Raw genomic sequence first — 26,221 nt, 5'->3', positions numbered from 1 at the left:
GGTTCAAGGGAAAATCGTATTGTACTTTTCTGGGCGCATCTGCCCTTCCGTCCCCCGAATGGAGGTTTCCGCATCAAACCAGGCATCGCCCATCAACAAATGCAAAGTGTACAGGCCATCCGCCACATCGACCTGATAAGCAGCATTCAGCGGTATGATAAAATCACCCGTTAATGCCTTTTCCCCCGCCCGATTCACGGCGGAGACGTTGGATAGGGAATGGAATCCGTAGCCAAGCTCGGAAGTATATAAGGTCTCGGCGGTTATTTTGATATGTTCATGGCTCGGCGCTTCCGTACCGAAATCGAATGTATACATGTTTTGCAACGAACTTCACCTCTCCCGGTCAAATTTCATCTAGGTCCATTATGGAGCAGCAACCGCCGAACATACATTCAAATAACCGTCCTCCATGTTCAAATAGCCGACTAAATAAAGAAGAGCCGCACCGATTATCCAGGGTGTTTGAATAACCTCGCACGTATTGACAGCGTTTACAACCCGGTACATAATGTGTACACAACATTTTAGGACCCGTTTAAGGAGACGTTGCCGTGCAAAAATGGATGACGATCTATAAAAATATGAAAATCAAAAACAAGCTTTCCCTTCTTATCAGCCTAATCGTTGCCATGGCATTTGCGTTCGCCGTTATCGTCCAGCAGTATGCCTTCTCCATCTACGACGAGCAGTTGTACCTCAAATCATCCCAGGTCCTTCACCTGTCTTCCTCCGCGATTGAGTCAGAGCTCGGGCGGGTCGAACAGTTATCCTTTAATATCATTACGGATACCCAGATCCAGAATATATTGCGTTCCATCGCCGGGAGCGAATCCGATTATGACAGGCTCATCCTCCGCCAGCATTTGGTAGACCGCCTCCTGAATTATGTCGGCTCCGAGCCTATGCTTTACTCCATTCACCTGATCGATTCATATGACCATCAACAGGACGTCGGCAGCGTCGTCCCGATTGATCCTGCCAAGAAGGAACGGATTCTTCAGCTTGCCGGTGACGCCGAAGGAGAAGAACGCTGGATTTACCCTGACGAAAGTGATCCGGCTCTGCTACTTTCCCGGGAAATAAGATCCTATTCCGGCACATTATTCGATCTTAACTACTTGGGTACCATCATCATTCGCATCAATATGGACAAAATCGTCCGGAAATCCGCCGGCGGGGAAGGCGACCTGCTCGTGACCTCGGGTGCGGATGTGATTTATCCCGCTACGCCGCACTTCGATCCGGCGGTCATTCAATCCTCCCTGTCATCCGGAAACGGGTACCTTACCCGGGAAATCGATGGCCACACCTACTTCATTGCGCATAACCGATCGGGCAACACGGGCTGGACATATATGAATGTCACGCCCTTTAACCAAACCTTCAAGCAAATCATATTCATTAAAGAGCTTGTCATCATCGTGTTTACCGTTATTTTTGCGGTTGCGATTCTGCTCGGCATCAGGTTCAGCCGGGGGCTGACACGTCCTATCGAAAGTCTCATCACCCGAATGAAACTCGCGGAAAAAGGAAACTTCGCGGAAGCCAACGTGCTGCCTCAAGACGCAGCCCCCGTCGCCATGAACGAGCTGGGACTGCTGCATCGCACATTCCGTCTTATGATCGAGCGAATCAACGCCCTCATTACCGAGAACTATTCAAACCGGCTGTTGATCAAAGAGACCGAGTTTAAAGCGCTGCAAGCGCAAATCAACCCCCACTTTCTGTATAACACGCTGGAATCCGTGAACTGGCTGGCGAAGATGAACAAGCAGTCCCAAATCTCCGACATGGTGCAGGCTTTAGCCTTCCTTCTCCGAAACTCCGTCAGTCTGAAGGAGCCCATTCTGACATTGGGGGAAGAATTGGAGATCGTCCGAAACTACGTCATCATACAAAAATTCCGGTTCGAAGACCGCCTACAATTTACGCTGGATGTACAAGAGCAGGATCTGCACCGCAAAATACCCAAGCTGTCCCTTCAGCCCCTGCTCGAAAATGCAATTCATTACGCGCTTGAGCCGTCCGTTGACCCTTGTCGAATTACGTTGTCCTGCAAGGAGACGCCTTCCGCATTCTGCGTCATCGTCGAGGATGACGGTCCCGGCATGGCGCCGGATATCCTGACGCGGCTGCGGAACGGCGATTTGGCTACCAGCGGCAACGGAATCGGACTGTTAAACATCGAAGAACGGATCAAGCTGGCTTTTGGCGACCATTACGGTTTATCCATCGACAGCGGACCGGGTCTTGGAACCCGCGTGATTCTGTCTTTACCCAAATAACGGAGGGAATTCGAATGTACAAAGTACTGCTCGTGGACGATGAACGGATTATTCTGGACGGCATATCTCGGATGGTGGACTGGTCGGCATACCGAACCGAGCTGGCGGGTACCGCCCAGAACGGAATTCAAGCATATGAAAAAATCGTCAGGGAGAGCCCGGATATCGTCGTTTGCGACATTCGCATGCCCGGGCTCGATGGTCTGGAACTCGTAGCCAAGACCCACGCCTCCCATCCTCATATCAAATTCGTGCTGCTGTCCGGCTTCGGCGAATTCGAGTATGCTAACCGCGCCATGCAATACGGCGTGAAGCATTACCTGCTGAAGCCGACCGACGAGGACAAGATCGGTGGAGCGCTGAAAGAGGTCATCGACGAGCTGACCAAGGACCGGAACAAGGAAACGTTTGTCCAGGAGATGAAGGACCGGCTCCGGAAGGTGCTGCCCCATGTCAAAGAACAGGTGCTCAAGGAGTTTGTCACCAACAAGACTTATGGGCGCCATGATCTGGAGGAGTACCGGAGCCTGTTCGAATACGATTTCGATCAGCCTGTGCGTCTTCTGCTATTCCAACTGGAAGGCTCCGTCGAATTCGAGCATCAATTCGCCGTGAAGAACATCGCCGAGGATCTGCTGGACACGACGCTGCTGAGTACGACGATCGGGCAGCAGGTCCTGGTGCTGATCGAGAACCGTAACGATCAGCACCGGCTCCATCAGCAACTCCAGGATATCCGCTGCACGTTTAAACAGTATTACAAAATGGACGTCACGATCGCGATCAGCGATCCCGGGCCTGTTACCCAGGCGCGGAGGCTGTACCGGGATACGCTGCAGTGCCTGAACTACCGATTCTACCTGGACGAAAGCGGAATGATCACCACCGAGGATACGCTGCACGGCGGCGGTTTGGCAGGAAGCTTCGTCTTTGATGAGGAGCGGCTGTGCATGCCCGTCCGATCCGGCCATCGAAACGAAGCGGAGCTTGCCGTGACCGAGTTCGTTCAGGAGCTGAAGCGGGCGCAGCTGAGCATCGAGATGACCAAATCCTATATCATTCAGCAATACGTATCCCTCATCCGGCTGACCGATCCGGACCAGATGCAGGAACGATACGCGCGAATCCCGGAAATCGCCGAGATGAGCACGCTCCAAGCGATTCAAGGCGTACTGGAAGAAACGGTTCGGGAAATCACGCTGCGAAACTTTGAACGGAACAAGGTCCAATACAATGCCATCGTGCGCAAGGTGGTGGAGATTATCGAGAACCAGCTGGGCAACTCGGAGCTTACCCTCAACCTGGTGGCAAACGACATGCTGTATATGAACGCCGATTATCTTGGCAAGCTGTTCAAAAAGGAGACCGGCGAGAAGTTCTCCAATTACGTGATGAAGCTTCGGATGAAACGCGCAACCGAAATGATGCTCAGCGATCCCGATATCAAAATTTTTGAAATGGCGGAACGGCTCGGTTTTGGCGATAATCCTCAATATTTCAGCCAAGTGTTCAAGAAACAGATCGGCTGCACGCCCTCCGAATATATGAAAAAAAGCGATTAACTTGTACGTACATCTCTGCTTTTTAAACAAACTGCACGGTTTTTTTCCTTACTCTTTCTCCTCGAAAACTAGATAATTGGGAATGTAAGCACTAACATTTGAAAGCAATGATTCGTGGTCCATCAACAAAGGGGAGGAAATGGAATGAAAAAAGTGTTAAACGCGGTCCTGCTGTTTTCCCTGATCGGAAGCTTGATCGGCTGTTCGGGCGGCGGAGCTGCAGAACCGCCGGCAAACGGCGGAACCGGAACGGAAACGCCGCCGCCGGCTGCAAGCGATAGCAAGGATCCGGTCAAGCTCCGCATTGCGTGGTGGGGCGGTCAGTCCCGGCATGATTATACCTTGAAGGTCATCGAAATGTATGAGTCCCAGAATCCGCATGTCACCATTGAACCGGAATATGCCCCATTCGATGACTATTGGAAGAAGCTTGCTCCCCAAGCGGTGGCCGGCGGACTTCCGGACATTATCCAAATGGACATCTCCTACCTGAATCAATATGCAGGCCGGAATCAGCTGGCGGATTTGAAGCCGTTCACCGAGAGCGGCGAGCTGGATGTCGCCGACGTCAGCGAGAATGCGCTGAGCGGCGGTGAGGTCAACGGCAAGCTGGTTGCCATGAACCTCGGCGTGAACGCACTCCAGACCACATTTGACGTCGGGACGATGAAGAAGAACGGCATCGATATTCCGTCCAAGGAATGGACCTGGGACGACATGGACAAAATGGGGGCCCAAGCCAAAGAAAAAGGCCTTCAAATCGGAGGTTTTGCTTACCGGCATGACGTCTTCTTCCCGTACTATTTAAGAACCATCGGCCAGAAAATGTACAGCGCTGACGGCAAAACGATTGGGTACAGCGACGACCAGCCCTTTATCGATTACTTCACCCGCTACCAGAAATGGTACGACAACGGATATATCCTGTCTCTCGACAAGGAAGCCCAGAAGAAAGGCGTAGCGGAGGAGGATGAAATCGTCCTTGGCAATTCCATCTCGGGCACCGGCTGGTCCAACCAGTTCCTTGCCGTGGCTAATCTGGTTACCGACCGTTCATTGGAGCTGAATCCGATGCCGGGTCCCGGAACGAAGGACGGTCTCTTCCTGAAACCTTCGATGTATTTCTCGGTCACCGAAACCTCGAAGCACAAGGAAGAAGCCGCCAAATTCATCAGCTTCTTCATCAACGACATCGAGGCCAACAAGCTGATCAAGGGTGAACGCGGCGTTCCTGTATCCGCCAAGGTAAAGGAAGCACTGAAGCCGCTCCTCTCCGAGAACGAAGCCAAAATTTTCGACTATGTCACTTGGGCTGAGGCCAACAGCACGCCAGGAGATCCTCCTAACCCGATCGGTGCGGTAGAGATCGAGAAGCTGCTGCGAGATCTCAGCGAACGCATCCTGTTCAAGAAAATCTCGATCGAAGATGCCGCGGCCGAGTTCCGCAAGGAAGCGAATGCCATCTTGGCCAGGTCTCAGCAATAACCAGGATACGGCTAGACAAGGCATCTCCCGCACGTCTTTCCCGTGCAAGAGATGCCTTTTTACATCAGTGACCCCTGCACGGGGCGCAACCAAATCTGAATCGTAGGGGTTGAAATCTATGAAGAGGCTCCGTGAGAACGAGCACATCACCGGTTACGTGTTTTCAGCGCCGTTCGTTCTTGGTTTTCTCATCTTTACCTTATATCCAATCCTTTCGTCCCTGTATTATTCGTTCACCAATTACAATCTGATGGAAGCGCCGAGATGGCTGGGCCTCGGGAATTATGAGCGGTTGTTTCTGGAGGACGACAAGATCGGCAAGTCCTTTCAGGTCACATTCACCTATGTATTCGCCAGCGTTCCCCTGCGCCTCATATTCGCCCTTTTCGTTGCCATGATTCTGAATACCGCAACCAAAGCCGTTGGGTTGTACCGCTCCGCCTTTTACCTGCCTTCCCTCATCGGGGGAAGCGTGGCCGTGGCCATCATGTGGCAGCAGATCTTCGGCGACAAGGGGCTCGTGAACTCTGCCCTGTCCCTCTTCGGGATCCATTCCACGACCTCATGGATCGGGAATCCCAGCACGGCGCTGTGGACGCTCATCGCATTGTCCATCTGGCAGTTCGGCTCCTCGATGATCATTTTTCTGGCCGGCTTGAAAAATATACCGAAGGATTACTACGAAGCCGCCAGCGTGGACGGTGCCAATGCGGTTCATCGCTTTTTCAAAATTACGCTGCCTATGCTCAGCCCGATCATTCTGTTCAATCTGACGCTCCAGACGATCTCGGCGTTCCTGACCTTCACCCCCGCCTACATTATTTCCCGCGGCGAAGGCGGCCCGCTGGATCAAACGCTGCTCTATTCGCTCTATTTATACCGCAAGGCGTTCTCGCATTTTGAAATGGGTTACGCGTCGGCGCTTGCCTGGATCATGCTCATTATTGTCGGTGTCCTGACCTTGCTCATCTTCAGATCATCCACCCGCTGGGTTCATTACGAGTCGAAAGGAGATTGACGGTTATGACCAAATCCAGACGCGTTCTCTACCATACCCTGGTCGGATTGTTCGCCCTCGGCATGACCTATCCGATTCTGTGGCTGGTCGCCAGCTCGCTTAAACCCAATCATGAAATATTCACCACGGCTTACAGCCTGATTCCGAGCCGGCTGGAGTTCTCGAATTATGCCACGGGCTGGAAGGGATTCGCCGGGACCACCTTCGGCACCTTCTTCAAGAACTCGTTCATCATTGTCATCATCTCCACCATCGGGGCCGTCGCCTCCTCGGCGCTTGTCGCTTTCGGATTGGCTCGGACCAAGTTCTTCGGACAGCAGTTCTGGTTCGCCTGCATGATGATTACGATGATGCTGCCTCATGATGTCGTGATTGTTCCGCAATATGTCATGTTCGCCAAATTCGGCTGGCTGTCTTCCTTCAAGCCGTTAATCGTTCCCCAATTCTTCGGCATACCGTTCTTCATCTTCCTGATCATGCAGTTCATCCGCACGATTCCGAAGGAACTGGACGAAGCCGCCAAGATTGACGGATGCAGCAAGTACGGGATTTTCTTCCGGGTCGTTGTCCCGCTGATCGTGCCCGCTCTCATTACATGTTCGATCTTCTCCTTCTACTGGAGATGGGACGATTTCATCAATCCGCTCATTTATTTGAACAATCCGGAGAAATATCCGGTGTCACTTGCCTTGAAGCTATTCCTGGACGGGGAGTCGCTTAATAACTGGGGCGGCATGTTTGCCATGGCTACCTTATCGCTGCTGCCGGTCGTCATCGTCTTCTTTATCTTCCAGAAATACATCGTGGAAGGGATCAGCACGACGGGATTGAAAGGGTAATCCATACCCATAGATTCAATTGAAGATGAAGGGAGTTTCTCATCATGCCAGCACTTGTATTTGATGATCAACAAATTGAGAATGTCATCGACCGCGTGGTTGACCGGACCTTTCGCATGGATTTCAGCTGGGATTGGCCGGGCGGGGTCGCCTTTTACGGAGTATGTGAAGCCTACAAGGCCACCGGCAAAAAGGAATATCTGGAACAGCTGAAAGCCTGGGTCGACGAAAATATGGAAGAGGGGCTGCCAAAGCTGTCCGTCAACGGCGTCTCCATCGGCCACTCCCTCCTTACCTTGTACGAGGTTTATGAGGATGAGCGGTATATCGAAACGGCGAAGGAAATGGCCGAGTATCTCACGCATGATGCACTGCGTTTCGGGAACGGCATCTTTCAGCATACGGTGAACTCCGAAACGTATAACTTTCCGGAGCAGGCATGGGTCGATACGATGTTCATGGCAGGCTACTTCCTGCTTCGGATCGGCGTGATGCTGGACCGGGAGGATTACTTCGAGGATGGCTTGAAGCAGTATCACGGCCATGAGGATTGCCTGCAGGATCCCGTCACGAATCTGTATTACCACGGCTGGGACAACATCGCCGGCAACCATATGTCAGGCGTCTTCTGGTGCCGGGGCAATGCATGGGCCGCCATCACGATGGCTCGTGCCCTGGAGCTTGTGCCGGTCACGCATCCGTCCTTCATGATCATTGAAGGCTCGCTGCGTGACCAGCTCAGCGCGCTGGTCCGGCTGCAGCATGAATCCGGCCTGTGGCATACGATTACGACCGATCCGCAATCTCCGCTGGAAACGTCCGGCTCAGCCGGCATCGCCGCCGCCCTGCTGACCAAAGGACGCATCTATAATAAATACACGCAGAAATCGATTGACGGCATCTTGGCCAAAATCACCGAGGATGGTACCGTAACGGGCGTCTCCGCGGGAACGGCCGTCATGAAGGACGCCGCAGGTTACAGAGGCGTGCCCGATAAGCGAATCCAGGGCTGGGGCCAAGGTCTGGCCTTGACCTTTCTCGCGGAAGTGTTGAAGATCAGGAGCAATCCTTATTGATTAAATAAGATACAAAAAAGGCAGGATGGAGAGGATCAAGTTCGCCTCTATAGCCTGCCTTATCGTTATATGCGTTTCCACAAGCGAATGGTATTGATTAATAATGATGAACATGAACCGACTGCACCCGATATACTTTCATCCCATATCATTGGTTTAGTCTCCCCGTCTCCCATCGCTAATCTTCACGATTCCGCGTCTACGCTGTTTATTCATTGTCCCCTGTCTCGTCTTCACCGTTATCCTTAGCTTGATCTTCGGTTTTCTTCGGATGCGGCGTTCCGTCAAGTCCGTAAATTTCGTCATATGCGTCGAATATCTTCCTCGCAATCGGCGCGGCGCTTTGCGAGCCGAAGCCGCCTTCCGGCACAACGACGGCCACCGCCAGCTTCGGGTTGTCGCGCGGAGCAAAGGCGATGAAGACGCCGTTATCAATCTTTTGCCACCTTCCATTTACCTTAGCCTCCTGCTCGGAGGTTCCCGTTTTGCGGGCAAAGTCATATTTAAAATCATCGAATGCGGCCAGCCCCTGCGTATTCATCCCCCGCTTAATGGTCTGCCAGTATGTTTTAGGAAATTCGACCTCGTTCAGGACCTCGCGCCCGAATTCCTTGACCACGTTGCCATCCTGGTCCGTGATTTTGCTGACCAGCTGCGGCTTGACCCGCTTGCCTTCATTCGCCAGCATGACGGTGTATTGAGCAAGCTGTAGAGGGGTGTATTTACCCTGCTGACCGAAGGAAGCGTAGGCTAACGCCGCCAGATTACTTCCCGCTGCTTTGGTATCGGTATAATTTTTCAGTCCTTTATGCTCGTTGGGCAAACCGCTCCCTGTTACGACGCCAAGACCAAACTTCTCCATATATTCATCCCAGACCGTAACGCCCTTCTCCCCGCCATACTTGCTGACTAGCCTTTTGCCGATCATATCAATCATAAAAGCATTCGAGGATTGCTGAATCGCTAACTGCGGTTTGATGGGTCCGTTTCGATGACCGCTCGAGTTGGAAATTCTCGTTTCGCTTCCTTCCCGACCTATGGTGGCGTACCCTTGATCAGGATAAGTGTCATTAATGCCAAATAACCCCTCATTAAGCCCGATCAGCACCGTCAGCGGTTTAATGACGGAACCGAGAAAAATCATGGATTCAAAGCCGTTTCCCGATCTGCCCGATCCGTAAATCGTTATCGTGCCGTTTCCCGACGCGTCCACGACATCCTGCGTAATTTTGCCTCCGCTTTCCCATACATTCGGGTCGTAATCCGGCATGCTGGCCATCGCGACCACATGACCGGTATCCACCTCCATGGCTACAGCGTATCCGGTTACGGCATCCTTATGAAGCTTGCCCGATACCGGATGAGTATGAAGATATTGGAGCTGATCCATGATGGCCTGCTCCGTGGCAAGCTGAATGTCTTTATGAATCGTGGTGTGAATATCATGGCCTTTTTCAGGAGCGACCATCGTCGGTACGCCGTCCACCATATTCTGTGGATTGATCGGAATGCTAAGATACCCGCTCTTGCCGCGGAGTTCTTCCTGAAACATCCGCTCCAATCCGTCATAGCCAATCCACTCTTCTTCCGTGTAGATCAAGCCGGGATTCTTCTGATCCTTGTTGCTCTGATCAATGGCCTCATAATCCTTAAGGTCTTTGGAGCCTCTGAACTTCTTTAGAAAACCGATCGTCTGAACGGCCACCGTATCCGGATCATAGTGCCTTACATTCTCCTCCACGATCTGGATGCCGGGAAACTTGGCTCGGTTCTCCATGAAATAAGCGATCTCTTCCTTCGTCAAATCGGATTTGATGCGTCTGGGCTCATAACCATGCTGCTTGTTATATTCCAAATCCAAGTCGTCCATCACTTTTTTGACGGTGATCGGTTCCAAGTTCGGATCCCCATATTTGTTAAACGCCTGGACAAGCCGCTTCGCCATCTCCTCCGCTTCCGGCCGGTTTTCTTTTCCTTTGTCCGTCTTTTTGCTGTAATCCTTCATGAGCGTGATATATAAAGAATTTGAAGCCGTAGAGTATGCAAGCTTGGTGCCGGACGCATCGATGATGGACCCCCGGATCGGCTGCAGCGGGAAATGCTTCTGCTCCCCCCCGGTTTCCTGGCTTGCCAGCTCCGGTCCCTCTACGAACTGTAATATGGCAAGGCGAACGATAATGACGCAAAAGATTAAAAATGCGCTGAAAAAGAAAATATTGATCCGTCCATGGAATTTACGCCTGGTTTCTGATTCATCCGGTACGTCTTTATAAGGTTTAAAGCCTATCACATTGTCTACGCTCCTTTATGTTATGTGGTTTAATCCAGCCAAGTCGGCAAATGCGGGTTGTTCTCGAATTCGAATATTCTCTTCAGCTGCTCCCTGGTATTCCGTTCTTCGGACAACGGCGGCAGTTCGTTCTGAGGGAAAAAACCGACCGCGGATGTTTCGGTCCCCACACCTGCAGCTCCGCCCATAATGTCGCACATAATGAACATTTTGTACACGTGGAAGGCCGATGGCGGATGGTTATGAAATTTCTTGTCCAATACGGCCAGCAGCCTCCCTGCACGGACGTCGTAGCCGGCCTCTTCCTTCACTTCCTTCACCACGACCTCCGCAGGGGATAAGCCGATGTCCGCCCATCCTCCCGGCAGCGCCCAGGCCCCGTCGGCCTTTTCCTTCACCAGCAGCAGCTTTCCGTCTTGAAAAATAACGCCGCGGACATCCACCTTCGGCGTCTGGTATCCGGTTTCACTCGCAAACAGCGTACGGATCTTCTCTTCGCCTGCTTCGGTATACTCCTGCATGATCTGGATGCTGAGCTCCCTCAGCTGCTCAAACCGTTCTTTGTCGTAAACGTCCCTCGTATACTCCAGTCCGGCCTGGCTGATGGCCTGCATCTCCTTGGCCCACGCTAACCATTTTATTGTCATAGGTTTCATCCTCTTCAAAGAATCTCATAATATATAACGCTTGTTATCCCTGATTGGTTTATAATGGAAGTGCTTGATTTCAAAATTATAACATATTTTCTAGCAAGTTATGAGACAAAGGATATAAAAGGGGGGGACAGCTGGACATGAAAAAAATACGGCAGGTGTTATACATCTTTCTTCTAATCATGGTGTTCAGTACCGGGTACTACATCGGATCCAGGTCCGAGAACGTAACGCCGATCTCGAAGGAAAATGCCCGCAAAGCCGTACAGACCCTGTGGGTGAAGGCCGCCGAACCTCCGCTGCCCAAGGTAAGCATTGACGGCACCGAGATCAATCTGCAACGTGGCGGTTATTCCTGGTGCAACGGAGATAACTGCGCAACGACGGATGCAGCCCGTCCCAGGCTCGAGGATATGACGCCGGTTGTGGTCCAAGGCGGTGCCGACATTCAATCGACGCCACCCGAAGGAATACATGGCTTCACCATCCTCAACCTGACGGATTCAGGTAACGATGGGTATACCGTGCCAGCGAAAGCCGGCTCGTACCTGTACGAAATTCACTGCACATGGCCTCTGGATCAAGGAGAAGCCAGCTTTTATTTTGCTGTGACGGTTGAATAGACCTGCTGTGGATCGATTAACCAAGCATCCCGCATCCGGCCTGTCCATAAAAAGAAACAGCCCCGGGCCAGGGCTGTTTCTTCGTTTCCATTATGAATTCGTTGTCTTCTTCTCTTCTCTTTGATTCGTACGGATTAAAGCATACGCCAACTGTCCGACCATTCCGAGGAACAAGCCCGTCCCGACGACGATGTAAACCATGGTGAAGGTTTTTCCGAGCGGCGTCTGCGGCACGAATTCCGGATGCCCGACCGTGCTTAAGGTCACCACGCAGAAATAAAGGGCATCCAGCACCGACAAGCCTTCTTGCCTGGTATAAAACATCGTGCCCGATAACAGCATGATGACGATTAGCACAAACAGCGCCATAAAATACCGCTGCTTGAACGCTCGAAACAAACCGCTGAGGAGACGTTTTAACGTTAATAAAAAAGAGATCATCCGTGAACCGTCCTATTCTATATCTGGAGTAAATGCTGCATACATCACATACATCCTATTATATCAGCGATTATGCTTCCCGCCTATCCGCTACGGTTGAACGGAAAGGATATTCCCTTCGGCATCGATGCTCCGAAATATGAAGCCGCCGGTCTGGTCGGCAGGCAGCTGCTCATAATGGATGGCGTACCCTTGCTCCACGTCGATTTCCATGTAAATCCCGGACAAAGCCTTCACCTGTTCCAAATCTTCGATCGGTTTATCGTCCCAGGGCTCATTGGTGACGATGATTTTCTTGCTTTCGGGTTCTGACGTCTCCACTGCCACCAGGGTGTCATAGATGCCGTCACCACGATGGCTGGCAGACCAGGTTCGTACAAAAGGTTCATTTTCGGACTTGGGTTCCAGCGCGACCGCGTTCGTAATTTTATGCAGCAGTCCCCATTTGCTCTCCAGGACGTTGACGGTCTTTACATGGCCATCTTGCCAGACGATCAGCTTATGATGATCCTCTGACCTCTCGTACAGCTTATCCCCGGTATACGCAGGGTGAACGCGCCGTATCGCCTGCTCTTCATTGTAAACATAGCCGTCCAGGAACAGCGGCAGGTAACTGATGACGACCACAACGGCGGCGAGTATGAGAAACATGGCTTTTTTCAAAATAACAGCTCCTTGTCATCCTTTTGGAACGCGGTTCATCTTATCCGTCCGATTAGCCCTGAAGCGCGAGCAGCTCCCGAATTTCCGCTTCGGACCAGCTTGGAAGCGACTCTTCCCCCGGCTGTACCAACTCCTCGATCAGATCCTTTTTCTTCTGCTGCAGGGCCACCATTTTATCCTCGATCGTATCTTGGGCGACGAAGCGTATGACCTGCACAACCTTCTTCTGACCGATACGGTGCGCCCGGTCCATCGCCTGCTGCTCGACGGCCGGATTCCACCACAGGTCATACAGGATCACCGTATCGGCCCCGGTCAGGTTGAGCCCCGTTCCGCCTGCCTTCAGCGATATCAGGAATACCTCGCGTTCCCCCTCGTTGAAGCGATCGCACAGCTCCACCCGCTCCGATCCCGGCGTTTGTCCGTCCAGGTAAAAAAACGGAATTCCCCGATATCCCAGCTCCCCGGCGATCAGGTTCAGCATGCCTGTAAACTGGGAGAATACCAGCATCCGTCTCCCTGCAAAACGACATTCCTCGATCGTTTCCAGCAGCTGCTCAAGCTTGGCCGAACCGCCCTCATAGCCTTCCACGAACAGAGCCGGGTGACAGCAGATCTGTCGCAAGCGGGTTATGCCCGCCAGGATACGGATCCGGTTCTTCTGAAAACCGTCCTGTGCCAAATGCTTAAGCGTCTCCTGCCGCAGTTTCGCAAGATAGGCGGTATACAGCTTCTTCTGTTCGATCAGCAGGCCCGAAGCCTGAACCGTCTCGATTTTCTCCGGCAGTTCCTTAAGCACGTCCGATTTCAGCCTGCGGAGCAGGAACGGACGCACCCGCTTCACCACCGCTTCTTTAGGCAATTCATGAAATGCTTTACGGTCTCCGAAAAGAGCCGGAAAAACGGCATCGTAGATGGACCATAATTCCTCCAGGCGATTCTCGACCGGCGTGCCTGTCAACGCAAACCGATAACGGGCATGGAGCGTTTTTACGACCTGAGCCGTTTGCGTTGCGTAATTTTTGAAGGCTTGGGCTTCATCCAGAATCAAGGTTAAGAACGGCAGCTTCGCATATCGCTGGATATCCCTGCGGAGCAGCGGGTACGAAGTGATGACAACATCCGCTTTGCCTATATTCTGGATCACCTTCGCGCGCTCGGACAGCGTGCCATCGGCAATGACGGCCTTGATCTCCGGCGCAAATTTCTTAAGCTCGTTAAACCAGTTATAGAGCAGGGAGGCAGGAGCCACAATGAGTGCGGGTTCTTTACGCTCCCGGATCTCAGGCAGCACGGACAGCATGAAAGCGATGCTCTGAATGGTTTTGCCGAGCCCCATATCATCGGCCAAGATGCCGCCGAACCGGTAATGGGCCATCGTCTTCATCCACTGGAAGCCAAACTTCTGATAATCCCGGAGAACCGTTTCCAGGCTGGCCGGCACGGCAAAGTCCAAATGATCCGGATTCTTCACATTCTGCAGCATCCGGCGCAGGGAACGGCCAAGCTGGACCGATGATCCCGAATCCTCCCAATCCAGCAGTTGAAGTCCTTGGACCGCCGGCAGTTTAAACCGCGTCCCCTCCCCTTCGTACAGCCAAGGTCCCACCCGGTTCATTAAAGCAACCATGGCCTGGAACTCCGCACTTTCCAGCGGAAGCAGCGCTCCGTTTCGCAGCCGGTGATATTTGCGCTTTTCTTCGAGCGATTTGACGATTTCCCGGATTTCGGCTTCGCGAATGCCCTCCATGTCAAACTTCAGTTCAAGCCAATCCGTCCGTTCATCGACCTCCACCCGAACCTTGGCTCCCATCGGTTCAGTGAGCACCCGCTCCTTCACCGCCGTCGTTGCATAAACCACCAGCAGCTTCTCCAGCTGCGGAATCGTATGATACAAAAATTCATATTCGGCATCCTCGTCATTCATGAAGAAACCGCCGTCAGTCCTGGCAAAAGAGGCGTTCTCCATGAGCTCCAGAATCCGCTGCTCCGTCTCTCCATCGCGAACGAGAATCGAGCTGCTGCTGCGTTTGGCGCGGTGTCCCTCCAACGGATTGATGATGATGTCGCCGTATTGAAATTCGAGTCCGGCCAATAGCCGGCCGCGGACACGGTCCAGAAACAGCTTCGCTTTTAAAGGCGTTTTGACGATGCGGTCGGACACGGTCTGCGCCACATGCACGGTGCCCAGTTTCATCAGCCCCGGAACCACCCGCTCCATGATGGACTCCATCATCTCCGGCTGTATCCGAATATGCGGTGTGTTGGAAGGTTCAAGCAGCAGCTTCATCTCGGCGAGCCTTTTGCAAGCATCCATTTCAAGCTGTATCAGCCTGCCCTCCGCAATGACGATCCCGTACCCCTCCAGCACGGTCATCCGCTCCAACCCATCGATTTTCATCAGATAGTGATCATCCGCAGCCTCATCGAACTCGAATTGCAGCGGGATCGGTTCCTGAGCGAACTCCAGCTTATCCGTCATAATTCCATCCATAGACAAAAGGGCACGATCCGAAGAACCGAGCGCCTCCCGTACTTGAGGCCAAAAGGCAGGAGGAATGATCAGCATTCGGTCGCTGTTCCCCTTTTTGCCAGGCGAAGCGTAAATGTCCAGTGACTGTTGATACATGCTCTCATGATCGGAAATACGGATCAGCTCCTGCAGTAGCGCATCATCCTCCTTTTTGAAGCTGTGCACCTCCGGATCGTAGGTGAAATTCTTCGTGAACACGCAGGCTGCGCCGCGTTTCACGCACGCTAAGAACTCCCGAATCCGCTGTACGATGTACAAGCGTTTGTTCCCTACTCGCAGCTCGACGCCGAACAGGTATTTCCGGTCCCCGTGCGGATATAGCTTGAAAATGCACTCCATCTCCAGAACCTCTCGGGTATCAAAGCGGGATGTCGCCGCAGCCCTCCTGCCGCCGGAATACGAGAACAATCCGAGCAGCTGGCTGCTGAGCAGCGCGTCCCGTTCTCTCTCGTTCGAGCCTCTGCCAAATTCCGGTGAGTGTCGGTGCGTTAATTGTCCCTCTTCCATGTTCACGTTGGCGGAAGGATGTAATAATGATGGAAAGGGGCGCATCGGAGCTTCAACCGTTTGTTCAATATCCCGTATGTTCAGGAGGAGAGCCGCAATATGCCTGCACCGCTTTCGGGAAAATCCGTAGTCGATGCAGCTGCATTCCGTGTATACGTCCCCGTTCGAGTCAATCTCCGCATAGGCGATTCCCGACTCCTGATCCTTCACTTCAGCCTCGTATTTGCGAGCGTCCGGATCCTGCTTCAGCATCGATACATAACCATCTCTATATAAAACCCCGCCGCGGTCGTAGGAGGTTTTTCCGCATAACAGTTTGATCACCCGTTCAGTCAGCTGGTAACCCATAACCACAATCCTTTCTCTATTGCCTGTTAAAAAACAGTATACCATTTTCTCATATCTTCAAAAAAAAAGAACTCACCGCTACGGCAAGTTCCTGCGCTCTTTGTCATCGACCTTGGTCATCCTTTCATATCGCTTGTTATTTCCTTTCCATGCCCCGTTGGATATGATAAAGCCGACCACGATATAAATGAGAAAATAATCTTAGATGCGCTTGTAATACAGCACCGTTCTGGCAAGCTCACCGTTAGAGGATATGGCATAATCGGGTATAACTCCAGCTTGGATGTAACCCAGAGACTGATACAGCTTGTTAGAGGGGTCCCCCTCCCGGGTATCCAAGACCAATAGGGTTCTGCCCTCTGCCTTGGCTTTCGGCTCCAGATGCAGCATCAGCATTCTGCCGATACCTCCGCGGCGGGAAGCCGGATCTACCATCAATTTCGCAACCTCGGCCCGGTGTCTGCCATTCGCTTTCGTTGCGCACTGCAATTGAACCGTGCCGACCATCTTCCCATCCTGCATGGCTGCCCACAGGGTAACCCCTGGGCCAAGCGCATCCTCCCAGTAAGCGGAAGCTTCATCATAAGACAGCGGAGCTAAGAATCCCACCGAGGCCCCATCTTCTACAACCCGAATCAATAATTCCGTTAATTGATGATGCGTGTCGGTTTCTAATTGGTCGACCTCCACAATCGTAAACTCCTGATTCATGATCGGACCACTCCCTCTCTCATCTATTAAACCCATTCTATCCGTTCTGTTGCCATATGTAGTCATGTTCTGCAACGTCGAGCCATGGCGCGCGCTCAGAATCCCTTATCGTTTCAAGATGTCGGCCAGTGCTTTATTCAACGTATCGTATGCAAAATGAAAACCTGCCTTGCAGAGTCTGTCCGGAATCACCCAACGGCTCTTCAACACGAGTTCCGTTTCCGTACGTATAAGCACGGCTCCCAGCTCAAGCAGCCATTTAGGCGACGGCAATCCCACTCTGCGATTCAACGCAAGCCGAAGCTGCTCCATCAGTTCCTTGTTCGTCACCGGATAGGGAGAAGCACCGTTAAAAACCCCGCTCAGCTCTTCCTTCTCCTGCAAAAACAGAATCATGCGATACAGATCCTCCACATGGATCCAGCTGAACCTTTGCTTGCCCGTACCTTGGACGCCGCCGAGCCCGAATTTTACCAAGTTAACATAAGGCGTCATGACACCGCCGCCAGGTCCCAGCACAATGGCAATGCGCAGGGCGATTTGCCTCGTCTGAGGCAATCGGAATGAGAAGAAAGCGCGCTCCCATTCCTTGGCAACCTCGACGGAGAAGCCTTCGCCGATCTCGCCCTGCTCCTCCGTCATCGGCTTATCTTCGGCATGGCGATAAATCGTGGCCGTGCTGGAATTAAACCAGGTACGCGGAGGAATACGGCAGGCCTCGACGGCGCTGCCGAGTATGTTCGTTGTCTCCGTTCTCGATTTCAGAATAAGCTCCTTGTTGTTTTCATTGTAACGGCAATTAACGGATTTGCCCGCTAAATTAATGAGCATATCCGCCCCCTCCAGGGCAGCGACGATGGCTTCGTGATCATTCCATGCGATATGACCCTGCCGTCGGGAGATCATAAGTACCTGTGCTTGCTGCTCATTCGTGAATTTTTTCGCAAGATAGGTTCCGATAAAACCAGTTCCACCAGCTAAAACGATCTTTTTCATAGAATAGAATCAGCTCATTTCTCTATGTTTTATCCATATCATATACTTCATTGACTATCGTTTCTTCCAATATACCATGTTTTCAATAGAGAATAAAAAGAAAACACCCTCCTCATAGAAGGTGCTCCATTCATACGAAACCTACTTCCTTGGCATCGAAAACAAATACGTGGAAAAATCACGGTTAATGTAATCCTTAAAATGCCGCTTGTCAGCTACGGGAAAACGATCCAGTTCCTCTGTTGTCCACTCGCTCCGATGGGTCTCGAACTCATTGCCGTATTCAGCGCCCTGCGGCCAGTCTGTTCCAATCGGAATATTAAGCAGGACAAAGCGGGATTTTTCAATGCAGGTCTGCAGCAGGACGAGCGCCCGCTCTTTTGTAAAATGCTCCAGAACATCACCCAGAATGATTAAATCGAATTGTCCCGGCTGGACTTGCGTTTGCAGATGATCGTAAGCATCCGCAACGTGGATTTTATTATAGAAGCATTCGTGGTAGGTATCGATATTGACAGGGTAAATCTCGATTCCTTCGATCCGCGTGTTCCAATACGCGCGAAATACGCGTCCTTCCCATACGTCCAAATACTCCCGGCAGATCATGCCCCAGCGGCCAAAACCTACCCCGATATCCAGAACGGACTTGGGAGCTACATAGCGGATCAGATCCACGCAATACGATAAATTCTGCCAGTTTGACGTCCCCATTCCCATACCTCCATTCGGAATCTTAACGCCCCAAATTCATCATCATATTCATTATTCGGTAACGCTGGATTCATGAAGCTTCCCGGCTCTTCCATTCCAACCTAATCCAGTGTATTCCTGGCCTTCCATTCCGGACTCGTCAGGTAACCATTTTCGTTGCACATTTCGCTCATAAACAAAAAAAAGATCCCCGAAGGGATCTATCCTTTTAATAATGAGGTGATATGATTCTTCATGAACTGATAGCTGCCCTGATCATCCTTCTTCGCATAGAAACGAAGCCCGTCCAGCGCCCGAAATAGCTGATAGCACAGCAGCCTTTCTTCAAAATAAGGAATCCTCTCGCCTTGCTGCTCCATCGCTTCCTGCAGCCGCATGGGAAATCCCAGCATCGGATACCACATATGAATAACGGAGACGTCCATCATGAAATCGCCGAACATGGCCATCTCCCAATCCACGATACCGGTTACGTTTTCGTTCTCTCCAAGCATGTTGCCCAAATGGAAATCACCATGGACAAGATAGCGCTCCGATGGCGAATAGCGAACAAGTTCGATCATCGTTTGGTAGATCTCTTCGAAAAACGCTTTTTCCAGAAAACTGTGCTCATACAGGCTCTGCCATCCATGGTAGAAACCTTCTTGCTCCGCATCGAATACAGACGTCAGGTGGTCCGGCCATGAACGATGAGCAGCCTTGCCTTCCGGAGTAATCCACCCGAACCCCTCATGGGACTCCCCGATTGGGATCTGAAGAATCCGCATGAATTGCTGGACGATGTCGGGAACCAGCCCTTGAATTTGTGCCGGTTCAAGAGCGCTTATCGGCGTACCGGGTACTTTATCCGAAATCGAGTAATGGATATTCCCCACGCTTCCGATCTTATGGATTCGAGGAATGGGCAAGGATTGATCCCCGTACATACTGTAGATTTTGTTTACTTTATGAAGGCTGTCCCCATTATCTTTAAAATGAATGACATAATCGGCATCGCCCTTGCGATAACTGAATACCTTGCTTAATTCTCCCATCTCGATGGGGGTCACATTCAGCACCGGTTCTCCTTCAATCTGCTGGAGATGGCTTATCGCCTTATCCAAAGTCATCTCCGGCTTGAATGTCTTCATAACCTTTACCCCTCCTTCGTCTCCGTATTCAGGTTCTTGCGTTATGAATCATAGCTAACCTCGAATTCTTTAACGAATACAGCCGTACCGGAAATATAGACGTCCATGGCCTCTTCAAAGCGACTCACTTGAACATCGACTTTACCGTCTTTCCCCATTTCCTTGCCTTGTTCAACGATAAATCGTGCGGAGGAGACCTCCGGATTCAAATAGGTTAAGTAGTAAGCTCCCATTACGCCTGACGCGGTTCCTGTTACCGGGTCTTCGATAGTGCCTGAGTACGGTGAAGAGAAATGTCTGGCATGCATGAACGATGCCTCGTCGATCGTTTCCAGGCAAAAAGGGTGCAGAGAGGCTTTCGGATTGTCCGTTAATATATCCGGGAACATGGAATTATGAGGCACCATCCGCCCAAACGGCTCCAGCCCCTTAATCGGTACCAGCAATGTCCATATCCCTGTGCTTCCATATACGATCGGCATTCCGAAATCCAAATCCTCGCGTTGCAGGCCCATGGATGATGCCAGGCGGTCAACATCTCCCTTAAAGGGCAGGAATTGAGGATGATCCTGCTTCATCTTCATGGTTAGCTTTCCCTGAGCATCCTGAAATTCGATCGGCAGATTGCCCACTCTTGTCTCAATCCACACGGTTTCTTTGTCAGGGAGCAGCCCTTTGGTCTTCAAGGCATACATCGAGGCCATGGTGGCATGGCCGCACAAATTCATCTCATGACCTGGCGTAAAATATCTTAATCGGACATCTGCTTGCTCCGATTTTACTATAAAGGTCGTTTCATTGAACCCTACGCTATGAGCGATGGCCTGCATCTCCTTCTCTGTCAGCTCGTCCGCGTTCAAGACCACGCCAGCAGGATTACCCATATTAGGCTGTATGGAGAATGCATCATAATGAAGTACGTTTATGGATTTCATGTCCTTTAATTCCTTCTTTCCAATAATGACTTAATGGAGAATAAAATTTGAGAAGATTTTACCATTGGACATGGGTTAAATCCAGACCAAACTTACAATTAGCTGCCTTTACCCGGCAAACTTCGTTTCGCTGATCCCCGTTGTTCGGCGACGTGCAAGCAAAAAACGAGCTTAGAGAAGCGATATTCGTCTTTTTGATACGCACGGCTTCAATTTGGTGCTTTGCGGTTCATTTCGTAAGCCGACTTGAATATATATCTGGCATATTCTTTGAAATGGACTATACGCGGGGGTGATGTATTGATCGCTATCAGCCTATGCATGATCGTAAAAAATGAGGAACATCATTTGAACCGCTGCCTGTCCCGGATTGCAGACATCGTTGATGAGATCGTCATCGTGGATACAGGCTCCACGGATCGCACCAAAGAAATCGCCCGGTCCTTTCAGGCGGTCGTTTATGATTTTGAATGGATCGACGATTTTGCGGCTGCGCGAAACTTTGCTTTTAGCAAGGCCACCCAGGACTATATCCTGTGGCTCGATGCCGACGACGTGCTGCTTGAAGAAGACCGGCTGAAACTAATAGCGCTTAAAGAAAACCTTGCGCCCGACATCGATTCCGTGACCATGCTCTATCATTTGAGCTCGGACGAATTCGGCAATGTCACCTTTCGTCTGCGGCGCAATCGTCTTGTCAAACGAAGCAGGGCCTTTCGATGGATTGGGCCCGTCCACGAATATTTGGAGGTCTACGGTCATGTTCTGAATAGCGATGTTGCCATTACCCATCTCAGCTCGAATCATGATCCGGACACCGGCCGGAATCTCAGAATCTATGTGCAGCGCGAGGCAGCCGGCGAATCGTTCACTCCGCGGGATCTGTTCTATTATGCGAATGAACTAAAGGATCACCGTCATTTCGAGAAAGCGATCGATTATTACGAACGATTCTTACATACGGAAAAAGGCTGGATCGAGGATGTTCTCTCGGCCTGCAGCAAGCTGGCTGATTGCCATCACGAGCTCGGAAACGGGCAAGCCGCATTTGAATCCTCTCTCCGATCCCTGCAATATGCGCCGCCGCGGTCCGAATTCTGCTGCCGCATCGGTTACCATTTTCTCGAGAAAAACCAATATGATACGGCCATCTACTGGTATAAACTGGCTACCGAGCTTGAGCTGCCTCCGGATTACATGGGATTTCATAACCCTTCCTTCTCCACATGGCTTCCCCATCTGCAATTGGCCGTTTGTTATGACCGAATCGGAGCTTATGCGCTTGCCAATCAGCATAATGAGAAGGCGCTTGCCTACCGACCGGGCGATGAGACCATGCTGGCGAACCAAAAATATTTTCGAAACAAGCTGCAGGAGCTTCAGCGTGAAGATGAGAGGCAGAGCTCATGACGACCCAGGGGCGCAAACGCGTTTTGATCGGCAGTCCTGTACGGCAGAAACCGGAGATTCTGGATCATTTCCTAACCTCATTGCTGAGGCTGGAACAAAATTCCTTGGAGCTGTGCTACTTCTTCATCGATGACAACAACGATGAATTATCCAGCGCAAGATTGAGCCGATTTATGAAAGAAGTTAACAGGGTGGTTATCCACAGCGCCCATACGCCTGATGATCACGAATATATCCGCAACGAGACAACCCATTATTGGAACGATCGATTGATTTGGAAGGTAGCCGATTATAAGAACAAGATCATTCAATATGCGCTTGATTTACGGTTTGACTATCTGTTTCTGGTCGATTCGGATTTGCTGCTGGCACCGCAGACCCTGATTCACCTCATTGCCACCAATAAAGAGATCATTTCGGAAATCTTCTGGACCCGTTGGCAGCCGGACTCACGTCCCCATCCCCAGGTGTGGCTTAAGGATGAATATACCCAATACGAACAACAGGCGGGCGAAACGTTGGATGAAGCCCAAAAGGAACATCGCTATCAACAATTCGTGAGCCGGTTAGCGGAGGCCGGCGTTTATGAAGTCGGCGGACTCGGTGCTTGCACTTTAATCAGCCGCCGGGCTCTTGTGCGCGGGGTTAACTATAAACCCATCTACAATTTGTCCTTCTGGGGAGAGGATCGGCATTTCAGCATTCGGGCGGCTGCGCTGGGCTTCACCTTGTATGTAGATACGCACTACCCGGCTTACCATATCTACCGTGAAAGCGATCTTCACCATGCCGGACTGTTCCTGAAGGCTACGGATAAGACTACATCCATCCCCGAGGTTACGCGAAGCAGCCTCGAGGAACGAGAAGAGGGCTGTCTCAGCCCCATTGATGCGAATCGCCGCACAGCACGCCCATCGCTCACCCTGACGATGGTTCTGAAGAATGAAGGCCAACGCTATCTGCGGCAAGCGCTTGAACGGCATCGGGACTACATTGACCAAGCCGTTATTATCGATGACGCTAGTACGGATAACACGCTGGAGGTATGTATGGAAGTTTTGAAGGGAATTCCGCTGCGTCTGATCAGCAACGAGGCATCCCTGTTTCACAACGAGGTTGAGCTGCGAAAGCAACAATGGCGCGAAACTTTGAACGTTCATCCCGAATGGATTCTAAATTTGGATGCGGACGAATGGTTTGAGTCTTCTTTTACGGCTGAGCTTCCTTCCATGCTGAAGCAAAACGAGTTCGATTTGTACTGCTTCCGACTTTATGATTTTTGGAACGAAACCCATTACCGGGACGATGAATTCTGGAGCTCGCATAAAACCTATCGCCCTTTTCTTCTGCGTTACCGTCCCGAAATGAAGTATTGCTGGAAAGAGACGGCTCAGCACTGTGGAAGGTTCCCGGCGAATGTATTCGATCTCCCCCACCATCTTTCGGCCATTCGCCTTAAACATTACGGGTGGGCCAAACCGGAAGACAGGCTGGAGAAGCTCAAGCGTTATCGTCAGCTTGACCCTGATGCAGAGTTCGGCTCGAAAGAACAGTACGACTCCATTCTGGAGGAATCGCCTACACTTGTTGAATGGATGGAATAATGAATAACCATAAGAGGAAGCGATGGAATTGAAGATCATTCATACCCTGCCCTTATTCATTCGGGAGAGCTCGCGCGAGAATGACTTACACATGGCCAGCCTGGCGTTAAGCAGTCTGCAGCGCTCCCGGGAGCATAGGACGGTTCTGTTTAATCAAGGATGCCTTACGAATAAAGAGCTGCACGAATGGCTGCAAACGTTAGGCCTATCCGGTGTTATTCTCGGGAACGGAGCGAATATCGGCATCGCTGCCGCCAGGCAAGCCTGTTTTGAATTCATATGGGAGCACTTCCCTGAAGCGGGGTACATCTCCGAAATTCATGTCGACATGCTCTTTCCTCCGGATTGGCACGAACCTCTTCTTCGTTATCTGGAATGTACCGACGAACCTATGGTATCACCCGGCATCGTTACCTCAACCGGAGAACTGCAGCCCTTGGGTGAGTTCATTGTTCTTCCGAAAACACCGGGTGAGCTCAACGAAACGCTCCAGCGGCTGTCAAGAACAGGGATCGCGGATGGATTCGTGCATCCGGTCGTTCACCGTGCGGAAGCCCTTCACCATATTGGAGGTTATGATACTCGATTCTTATCCGGCAAGCAGGGCTATGAGGATGACAGTCTGCTTCTGGGCATGCGGTATTATATGGGAACGCGCACGGCATGGAGGCCGAAATGCTGCCTGGCCTCCTGGGTATACCATGCAACCATGGCCCAACGCATGTCGATGCCGGACAAATACACCGAATTTTCCATGAACGAGGCTGGCCTGTTTCATCAATACGGGGCGTACGGATTGAGAGAACTGGCTGAGATTCACAACGGCTCCGGTGAGTTCCACCGGCTGTTTCGCAAGTACACGCCAGAACACAAAGGGGTGACCGAATGATATGCTGCCGGATGAACGCCAGAAGAAGATTTGGGATCAGCTATGGTCCCGGGAGGTATCCTATCACTGGGATTCACTAAGCCAAACCATCTACGATAAGATCATGGAGGTTACAGGAGGCATCGAAGGGAAGCGCATACTCGAGACCGGTTCCGGAACGGGCAAGATTTCGCTGCGCCTGGCTGCTGAGCATGCGGAAGTTACGCTGGTCGACTATTCCGAGAATGCGCTGTACAACAGCCGGAGCGCCTTTTATAGCGCCAAGGTTCCGGGCACCTTTGTTCTCTCCGATATTAGGGAAATGCGGCTTCCTGACCAGCACTTTGATCTAACCTGGAATGCGGGGGTGCTGGAGCATTTTGAGGAAGAAGAGCGGATCGCGATATTAAGGGAAATGAAACGGGTTACCAAGCCGGGAGGAACGATGCTGATCCTCACCCCTTTTGCGGAATGTTTGCCGTATCGTGCGGGTAAAGAAGCCGCCGAACAGCTGGGCACCTGGATGTATGGCACGGAGCAGCCAGCCTCCACGCTCAGAAATCAATTTGAGCGGTGCGGTATTACGTTGATCGAGGAGAGCAGCATCGGCTTTTTGAACAGTTTGGATTTTCTTGATTTCATCCGGGATTCCCAGACCGTCAAGCATTGGCTGACGGTGTGGTACCATAGACTCCCTGAATACGAGAAGCGCAATGTGCCCGGATACCTGCTCGTCAGCGTTGGAACGGTTGGACCGTTACCCGAGGCTGCCGAGCGGCAATGCAGGCAGTCTCTTGATGATGATCTGTCGCCTGACGAGAAACTGTCCCGTGCCCAAACGATTATCTCTTCCTATCATGCCAAGCGGAATGGGAGCCACTATCTGTCTGTTTACAAGGATGAAGAAGCCAGCTACTGGTACCCGCTGCTTCCGATATTGGACTCGTTGCTTGTGAACCGGGGCACCCGTGTACTGGATATCGGCGCTGCTTACGGTACGCTGCTAATGTACAGCGTATTGTCCGGAGCTCAGGCACACGGCTTGGATCACATGGCGGATTACTGGTCCGTGGAACTGGAACAGGACTACGGGATTCGGTGGAGCCAGTGCAATGTAGAAGCCGGGGAGATTCCGGGAACCGAACGGTACGATATCGTTCTCTTTACGGAAGTGCTCGAGCATATGAATTACAATCCGATACCGGTTCTCCGCAAAATCCATGACAAACTGATGCCTGGCGGAAGCCTGCTCATCTCAACGCCGTGGAAGCGGCATTTTGCGCCTGCTCGTCACGATCCCGATCTCCTCGATATGCCTTACTACCGGATAGGAGACGGTTTTGTTGATGCCGAGATGAAATATTATTCGGTCGATGAAATGTACGTACTCGCCGAAGCGACGAATTTTCAGGTGAAATGGCTGGAGATCTATAACGGCCATCTGCTTGCCTGGTTTCTGAGAACGCAGCCGCCTGGAATTTGACCTCATCCCGCTTTACCCAGAAAGATTCCTTGTGAACAGACAACAGC

The 26,221-nt window shown here is 51.5% G+C and carries 22 protein-coding genes; 11 read left to right on the top strand and 11 right to left on the bottom strand.

Features of this window, described 5'->3' with window-relative positions:
• Positions 1-3: 3 nt before the first annotated feature.
• Positions 4-318: a hypothetical protein gene (locus BMX45_RS32180; RefSeq protein WP_368087154.1), complete on the bottom strand. Its 315-nt coding sequence runs from the start codon at positions 316-318 to the stop codon at positions 4-6.
• Between the two features lie 236 nt (positions 319-554).
• On the opposite strand from BMX45_RS32180, the gene BMX45_RS00765 reads away from it, so the two are divergent.
• The 6 genes from BMX45_RS00765 (at position 555) to BMX45_RS00740 (ending at position 8,268) form a co-directional block, all read left to right on the top strand.
• Positions 555-2,288, top strand: a complete 1,734-nt coding sequence (locus tag BMX45_RS00765; protein WP_090908086.1) for a cache domain-containing sensor histidine kinase — start codon at positions 555-557, stop codon at positions 2,286-2,288.
• A 14-nt stretch (positions 2,289-2,302) separates the two neighbouring features.
• Positions 2,303-3,850: a response regulator transcription factor gene (locus tag BMX45_RS00760; RefSeq protein ID WP_090908084.1), complete on the top strand. Its 1,548-nt coding sequence runs from the start codon at positions 2,303-2,305 to the stop codon at positions 3,848-3,850.
• A 144-nt stretch (positions 3,851-3,994) separates the two neighbouring features.
• A complete protein-coding gene (locus tag BMX45_RS00755; RefSeq protein ID WP_090908081.1) occupies positions 3,995-5,335 on the top strand; it encodes an ABC transporter substrate-binding protein in 1,341 nt (446 codons plus the stop codon).
• A 118-nt stretch (positions 5,336-5,453) separates the two neighbouring features.
• Positions 5,454-6,353 (top strand): carbohydrate ABC transporter permease, encoded by a 900-nt coding sequence (locus tag BMX45_RS00750; protein ID WP_009589786.1) that lies wholly within the window; start codon positions 5,454-5,456, stop codon positions 6,351-6,353.
• A gap of 5 nt (positions 6,354-6,358) precedes the next feature.
• The gene (locus BMX45_RS00745; protein ID WP_009589991.1) at positions 6,359-7,192 is read left to right on the top strand and encodes a carbohydrate ABC transporter permease; all 834 of its coding nucleotides are present in this window, start codon (positions 6,359-6,361) and stop codon (positions 7,190-7,192) included.
• Positions 7,193-7,236: 44 nt separating this feature from the next.
• The gene (locus tag BMX45_RS00740; protein WP_015736451.1) at positions 7,237-8,268 is read left to right on the top strand and encodes a glycoside hydrolase family 88/105 protein; all 1,032 of its coding nucleotides are present in this window, start codon (positions 7,237-7,239) and stop codon (positions 8,266-8,268) included.
• 208 nt (positions 8,269-8,476) lie between these two features.
• Here the strand turns inward: BMX45_RS00740 and BMX45_RS00735 are convergent, their stop codons facing one another.
• Together BMX45_RS00735 and BMX45_RS00730 are read right to left on the bottom strand one after the other, a co-directional pair.
• The gene (locus tag BMX45_RS00735) at positions 8,477-10,558 is read right to left on the bottom strand and encodes a peptidoglycan D,D-transpeptidase FtsI family protein (protein ID WP_090908079.1); all 2,082 of its coding nucleotides are present in this window, start codon (positions 10,556-10,558) and stop codon (positions 8,477-8,479) included.
• A 29-nt stretch (positions 10,559-10,587) separates the two neighbouring features.
• The gene (locus BMX45_RS00730; protein ID WP_090908077.1) at positions 10,588-11,205 is read right to left on the bottom strand and encodes an NUDIX hydrolase; all 618 of its coding nucleotides are present in this window, start codon (positions 11,203-11,205) and stop codon (positions 10,588-10,590) included.
• A 146-nt stretch (positions 11,206-11,351) separates the two neighbouring features.
• On the opposite strand from BMX45_RS00730, the gene BMX45_RS00725 reads away from it, so the two are divergent.
• Positions 11,352-11,834 (top strand): hypothetical protein, encoded by a 483-nt coding sequence (locus BMX45_RS00725; protein ID WP_090908075.1) that lies wholly within the window; start codon positions 11,352-11,354, stop codon positions 11,832-11,834.
• A 90-nt stretch (positions 11,835-11,924) separates the two neighbouring features.
• On the opposite strand, the gene BMX45_RS00720 is transcribed toward BMX45_RS00725, so the two are convergent.
• The 8 genes from BMX45_RS00720 to BMX45_RS00685 form a co-directional block, all read right to left on the bottom strand.
• Positions 11,925-12,275, bottom strand: a complete 351-nt coding sequence (locus BMX45_RS00720; protein ID WP_015736455.1) for a potassium channel family protein — start codon at positions 12,273-12,275, stop codon at positions 11,925-11,927.
• A 90-nt stretch (positions 12,276-12,365) separates the two neighbouring features.
• Positions 12,366-12,938, bottom strand: a complete 573-nt coding sequence (locus tag BMX45_RS00715; protein ID WP_090908073.1) for a hypothetical protein — start codon at positions 12,936-12,938, stop codon at positions 12,366-12,368.
• Between the two features lie 52 nt (positions 12,939-12,990).
• Complete coding sequence (locus BMX45_RS00710) at positions 12,991-16,326, bottom strand: DEAD/DEAH box helicase (RefSeq protein WP_090908071.1); 3,336 nt, start codon at positions 16,324-16,326, stop codon at positions 12,991-12,993.
• Between the two features lie 201 nt (positions 16,327-16,527).
• Positions 16,528-17,037 carry a GNAT family N-acetyltransferase gene (locus BMX45_RS00705; RefSeq protein ID WP_090908068.1) on the bottom strand — a complete coding sequence of 170 codons (510 nt, stop codon included), beginning with the start codon at positions 17,035-17,037 and terminating at the stop codon, positions 16,528-16,530.
• A gap of 105 nt (positions 17,038-17,142) precedes the next feature.
• Entirely contained in the window at positions 17,143-18,033 is an 891-nt protein-coding gene (locus BMX45_RS00700) for a TIGR01777 family oxidoreductase (RefSeq protein ID WP_090908066.1), read from the bottom strand.
• A gap of 141 nt (positions 18,034-18,174) precedes the next feature.
• Complete coding sequence (locus BMX45_RS00695) at positions 18,175-18,744, bottom strand: methyltransferase domain-containing protein (protein ID WP_090908064.1); 570 nt, start codon at positions 18,742-18,744, stop codon at positions 18,175-18,177.
• 200 nt (positions 18,745-18,944) lie between these two features.
• Entirely contained in the window at positions 18,945-19,874 is a 930-nt protein-coding gene (locus tag BMX45_RS00690) for a phosphotransferase family protein (protein WP_090908062.1), read from the bottom strand.
• Between the two features lie 41 nt (positions 19,875-19,915).
• Positions 19,916-20,809, bottom strand: coding sequence for a PhzF family phenazine biosynthesis isomerase (locus BMX45_RS00685; protein ID WP_090908060.1), 894 nt, complete (start codon positions 20,807-20,809; stop codon positions 19,916-19,918).
• A 300-nt stretch (positions 20,810-21,109) separates the two neighbouring features.
• Here BMX45_RS00685 and BMX45_RS00680 point away from each other — a divergent pair, with 300 nt between their 5' ends.
• Genes BMX45_RS00680 through BMX45_RS00665 form a run of 4 tightly spaced genes read left to right on the top strand, consistent with a single transcriptional unit; the run spans position 21,110 to position 26,174 of the window.
• The gene (locus BMX45_RS00680) at positions 21,110-22,219 is read left to right on the top strand and encodes a glycosyltransferase (RefSeq protein WP_090908058.1); all 1,110 of its coding nucleotides are present in this window, start codon (positions 21,110-21,112) and stop codon (positions 22,217-22,219) included.
• Positions 22,216-23,823 carry a glycosyltransferase gene (locus BMX45_RS00675; RefSeq protein ID WP_090908056.1) on the top strand — a complete coding sequence of 536 codons (1,608 nt, stop codon included), beginning with the start codon at positions 22,216-22,218 and terminating at the stop codon, positions 23,821-23,823. Before BMX45_RS00680 ends, BMX45_RS00675 begins: the two co-directional genes overlap by 4 nt.
• 22 nt (positions 23,824-23,845) lie before the next feature.
• On the top strand, positions 23,846-24,712 hold the full coding sequence (locus BMX45_RS00670) for a hypothetical protein (protein WP_090908054.1): 867 nt from the start codon (positions 23,846-23,848) through the stop codon (positions 24,710-24,712).
• A gap of 1 nt (position 24,713) precedes the next feature.
• Positions 24,714-26,174: a methyltransferase domain-containing protein gene (locus BMX45_RS00665; RefSeq protein WP_090908052.1), complete on the top strand. Its 1,461-nt coding sequence runs from the start codon at positions 24,714-24,716 to the stop codon at positions 26,172-26,174.
• Positions 26,175-26,221 lie beyond the last annotated feature (47 nt).

It is taken from the genome of Paenibacillus sp. cl141a (assembly GCF_900109305.1).
Lineage (GTDB): Bacteria > Bacillota > Bacilli > Paenibacillales > Paenibacillaceae > Paenibacillus_AQ > Paenibacillus_AQ lautus_A.
The sequence above is the reverse complement of the archived record's forward strand: the minus strand, read 5'-3'. Positions and strand labels throughout refer to the sequence as shown.

Excerpts from the sequence above, each read along its gene's own strand:
- BMX45_RS32180 (WP_368087154.1), bottom strand. The coding sequence starts at position 318 with ATGTATACATTCGATTTCGGTACGGAAGCGCCGAGCCATGAACATATC.
- BMX45_RS00665 (WP_090908052.1), top strand. The coding sequence starts at position 24,714 with ATGCTGCCGGATGAACGCCAGAAGAAGATTTGGGATCAGCTATGGTCC.
- BMX45_RS00710 (WP_090908071.1), bottom strand. The coding sequence starts at position 16,326 with ATGGGTTACCAGCTGACTGAACGGGTGATCAAACTGTTATGCGGAAAA.
- BMX45_RS00755 (WP_090908081.1), top strand. The coding sequence starts at position 3,995 with ATGAAAAAAGTGTTAAACGCGGTCCTGCTGTTTTCCCTGATCGGAAGC.
- BMX45_RS00720 (WP_015736455.1), bottom strand. The coding sequence starts at position 12,275 with ATGATCTCTTTTTTATTAACGTTAAAACGTCTCCTCAGCGGTTTGTTT.
- BMX45_RS00760 (WP_090908084.1), top strand. The coding sequence starts at position 2,303 with ATGTACAAAGTACTGCTCGTGGACGATGAACGGATTATTCTGGACGGC.
- BMX45_RS00670 (WP_090908054.1), top strand. The coding sequence starts at position 23,846 with ATGGAATTGAAGATCATTCATACCCTGCCCTTATTCATTCGGGAGAGC.
- BMX45_RS00730 (WP_090908077.1), bottom strand. The coding sequence starts at position 11,205 with ATGACAATAAAATGGTTAGCGTGGGCCAAGGAGATGCAGGCCATCAGC.
- BMX45_RS00675 (WP_090908056.1), top strand. The coding sequence starts at position 22,216 with ATGACGACCCAGGGGCGCAAACGCGTTTTGATCGGCAGTCCTGTACGG.
- BMX45_RS00705 (WP_090908068.1), bottom strand. The coding sequence starts at position 17,037 with ATGAATCAGGAGTTTACGATTGTGGAGGTCGACCAATTAGAAACCGAC.
- BMX45_RS00725 (WP_090908075.1), top strand. The coding sequence starts at position 11,352 with ATGAAAAAAATACGGCAGGTGTTATACATCTTTCTTCTAATCATGGTG.
- BMX45_RS00740 (WP_015736451.1), top strand. The coding sequence starts at position 7,237 with ATGCCAGCACTTGTATTTGATGATCAACAAATTGAGAATGTCATCGAC.
- BMX45_RS00700 (WP_090908066.1), bottom strand. The coding sequence starts at position 18,033 with ATGAAAAAGATCGTTTTAGCTGGTGGAACTGGTTTTATCGGAACCTAT.
- BMX45_RS00750 (WP_009589786.1), top strand. The coding sequence starts at position 5,454 with ATGAAGAGGCTCCGTGAGAACGAGCACATCACCGGTTACGTGTTTTCA.
- BMX45_RS00690 (WP_090908062.1), bottom strand. The coding sequence starts at position 19,874 with ATGAAGACATTCAAGCCGGAGATGACTTTGGATAAGGCGATAAGCCAT.
- BMX45_RS00695 (WP_090908064.1), bottom strand. The coding sequence starts at position 18,744 with ATGGGGACGTCAAACTGGCAGAATTTATCGTATTGCGTGGATCTGATC.
- BMX45_RS00745 (WP_009589991.1), top strand. The coding sequence starts at position 6,359 with ATGACCAAATCCAGACGCGTTCTCTACCATACCCTGGTCGGATTGTTC.
- BMX45_RS00685 (WP_090908060.1), bottom strand. The coding sequence starts at position 20,809 with ATGAAATCCATAAACGTACTTCATTATGATGCATTCTCCATACAGCCT.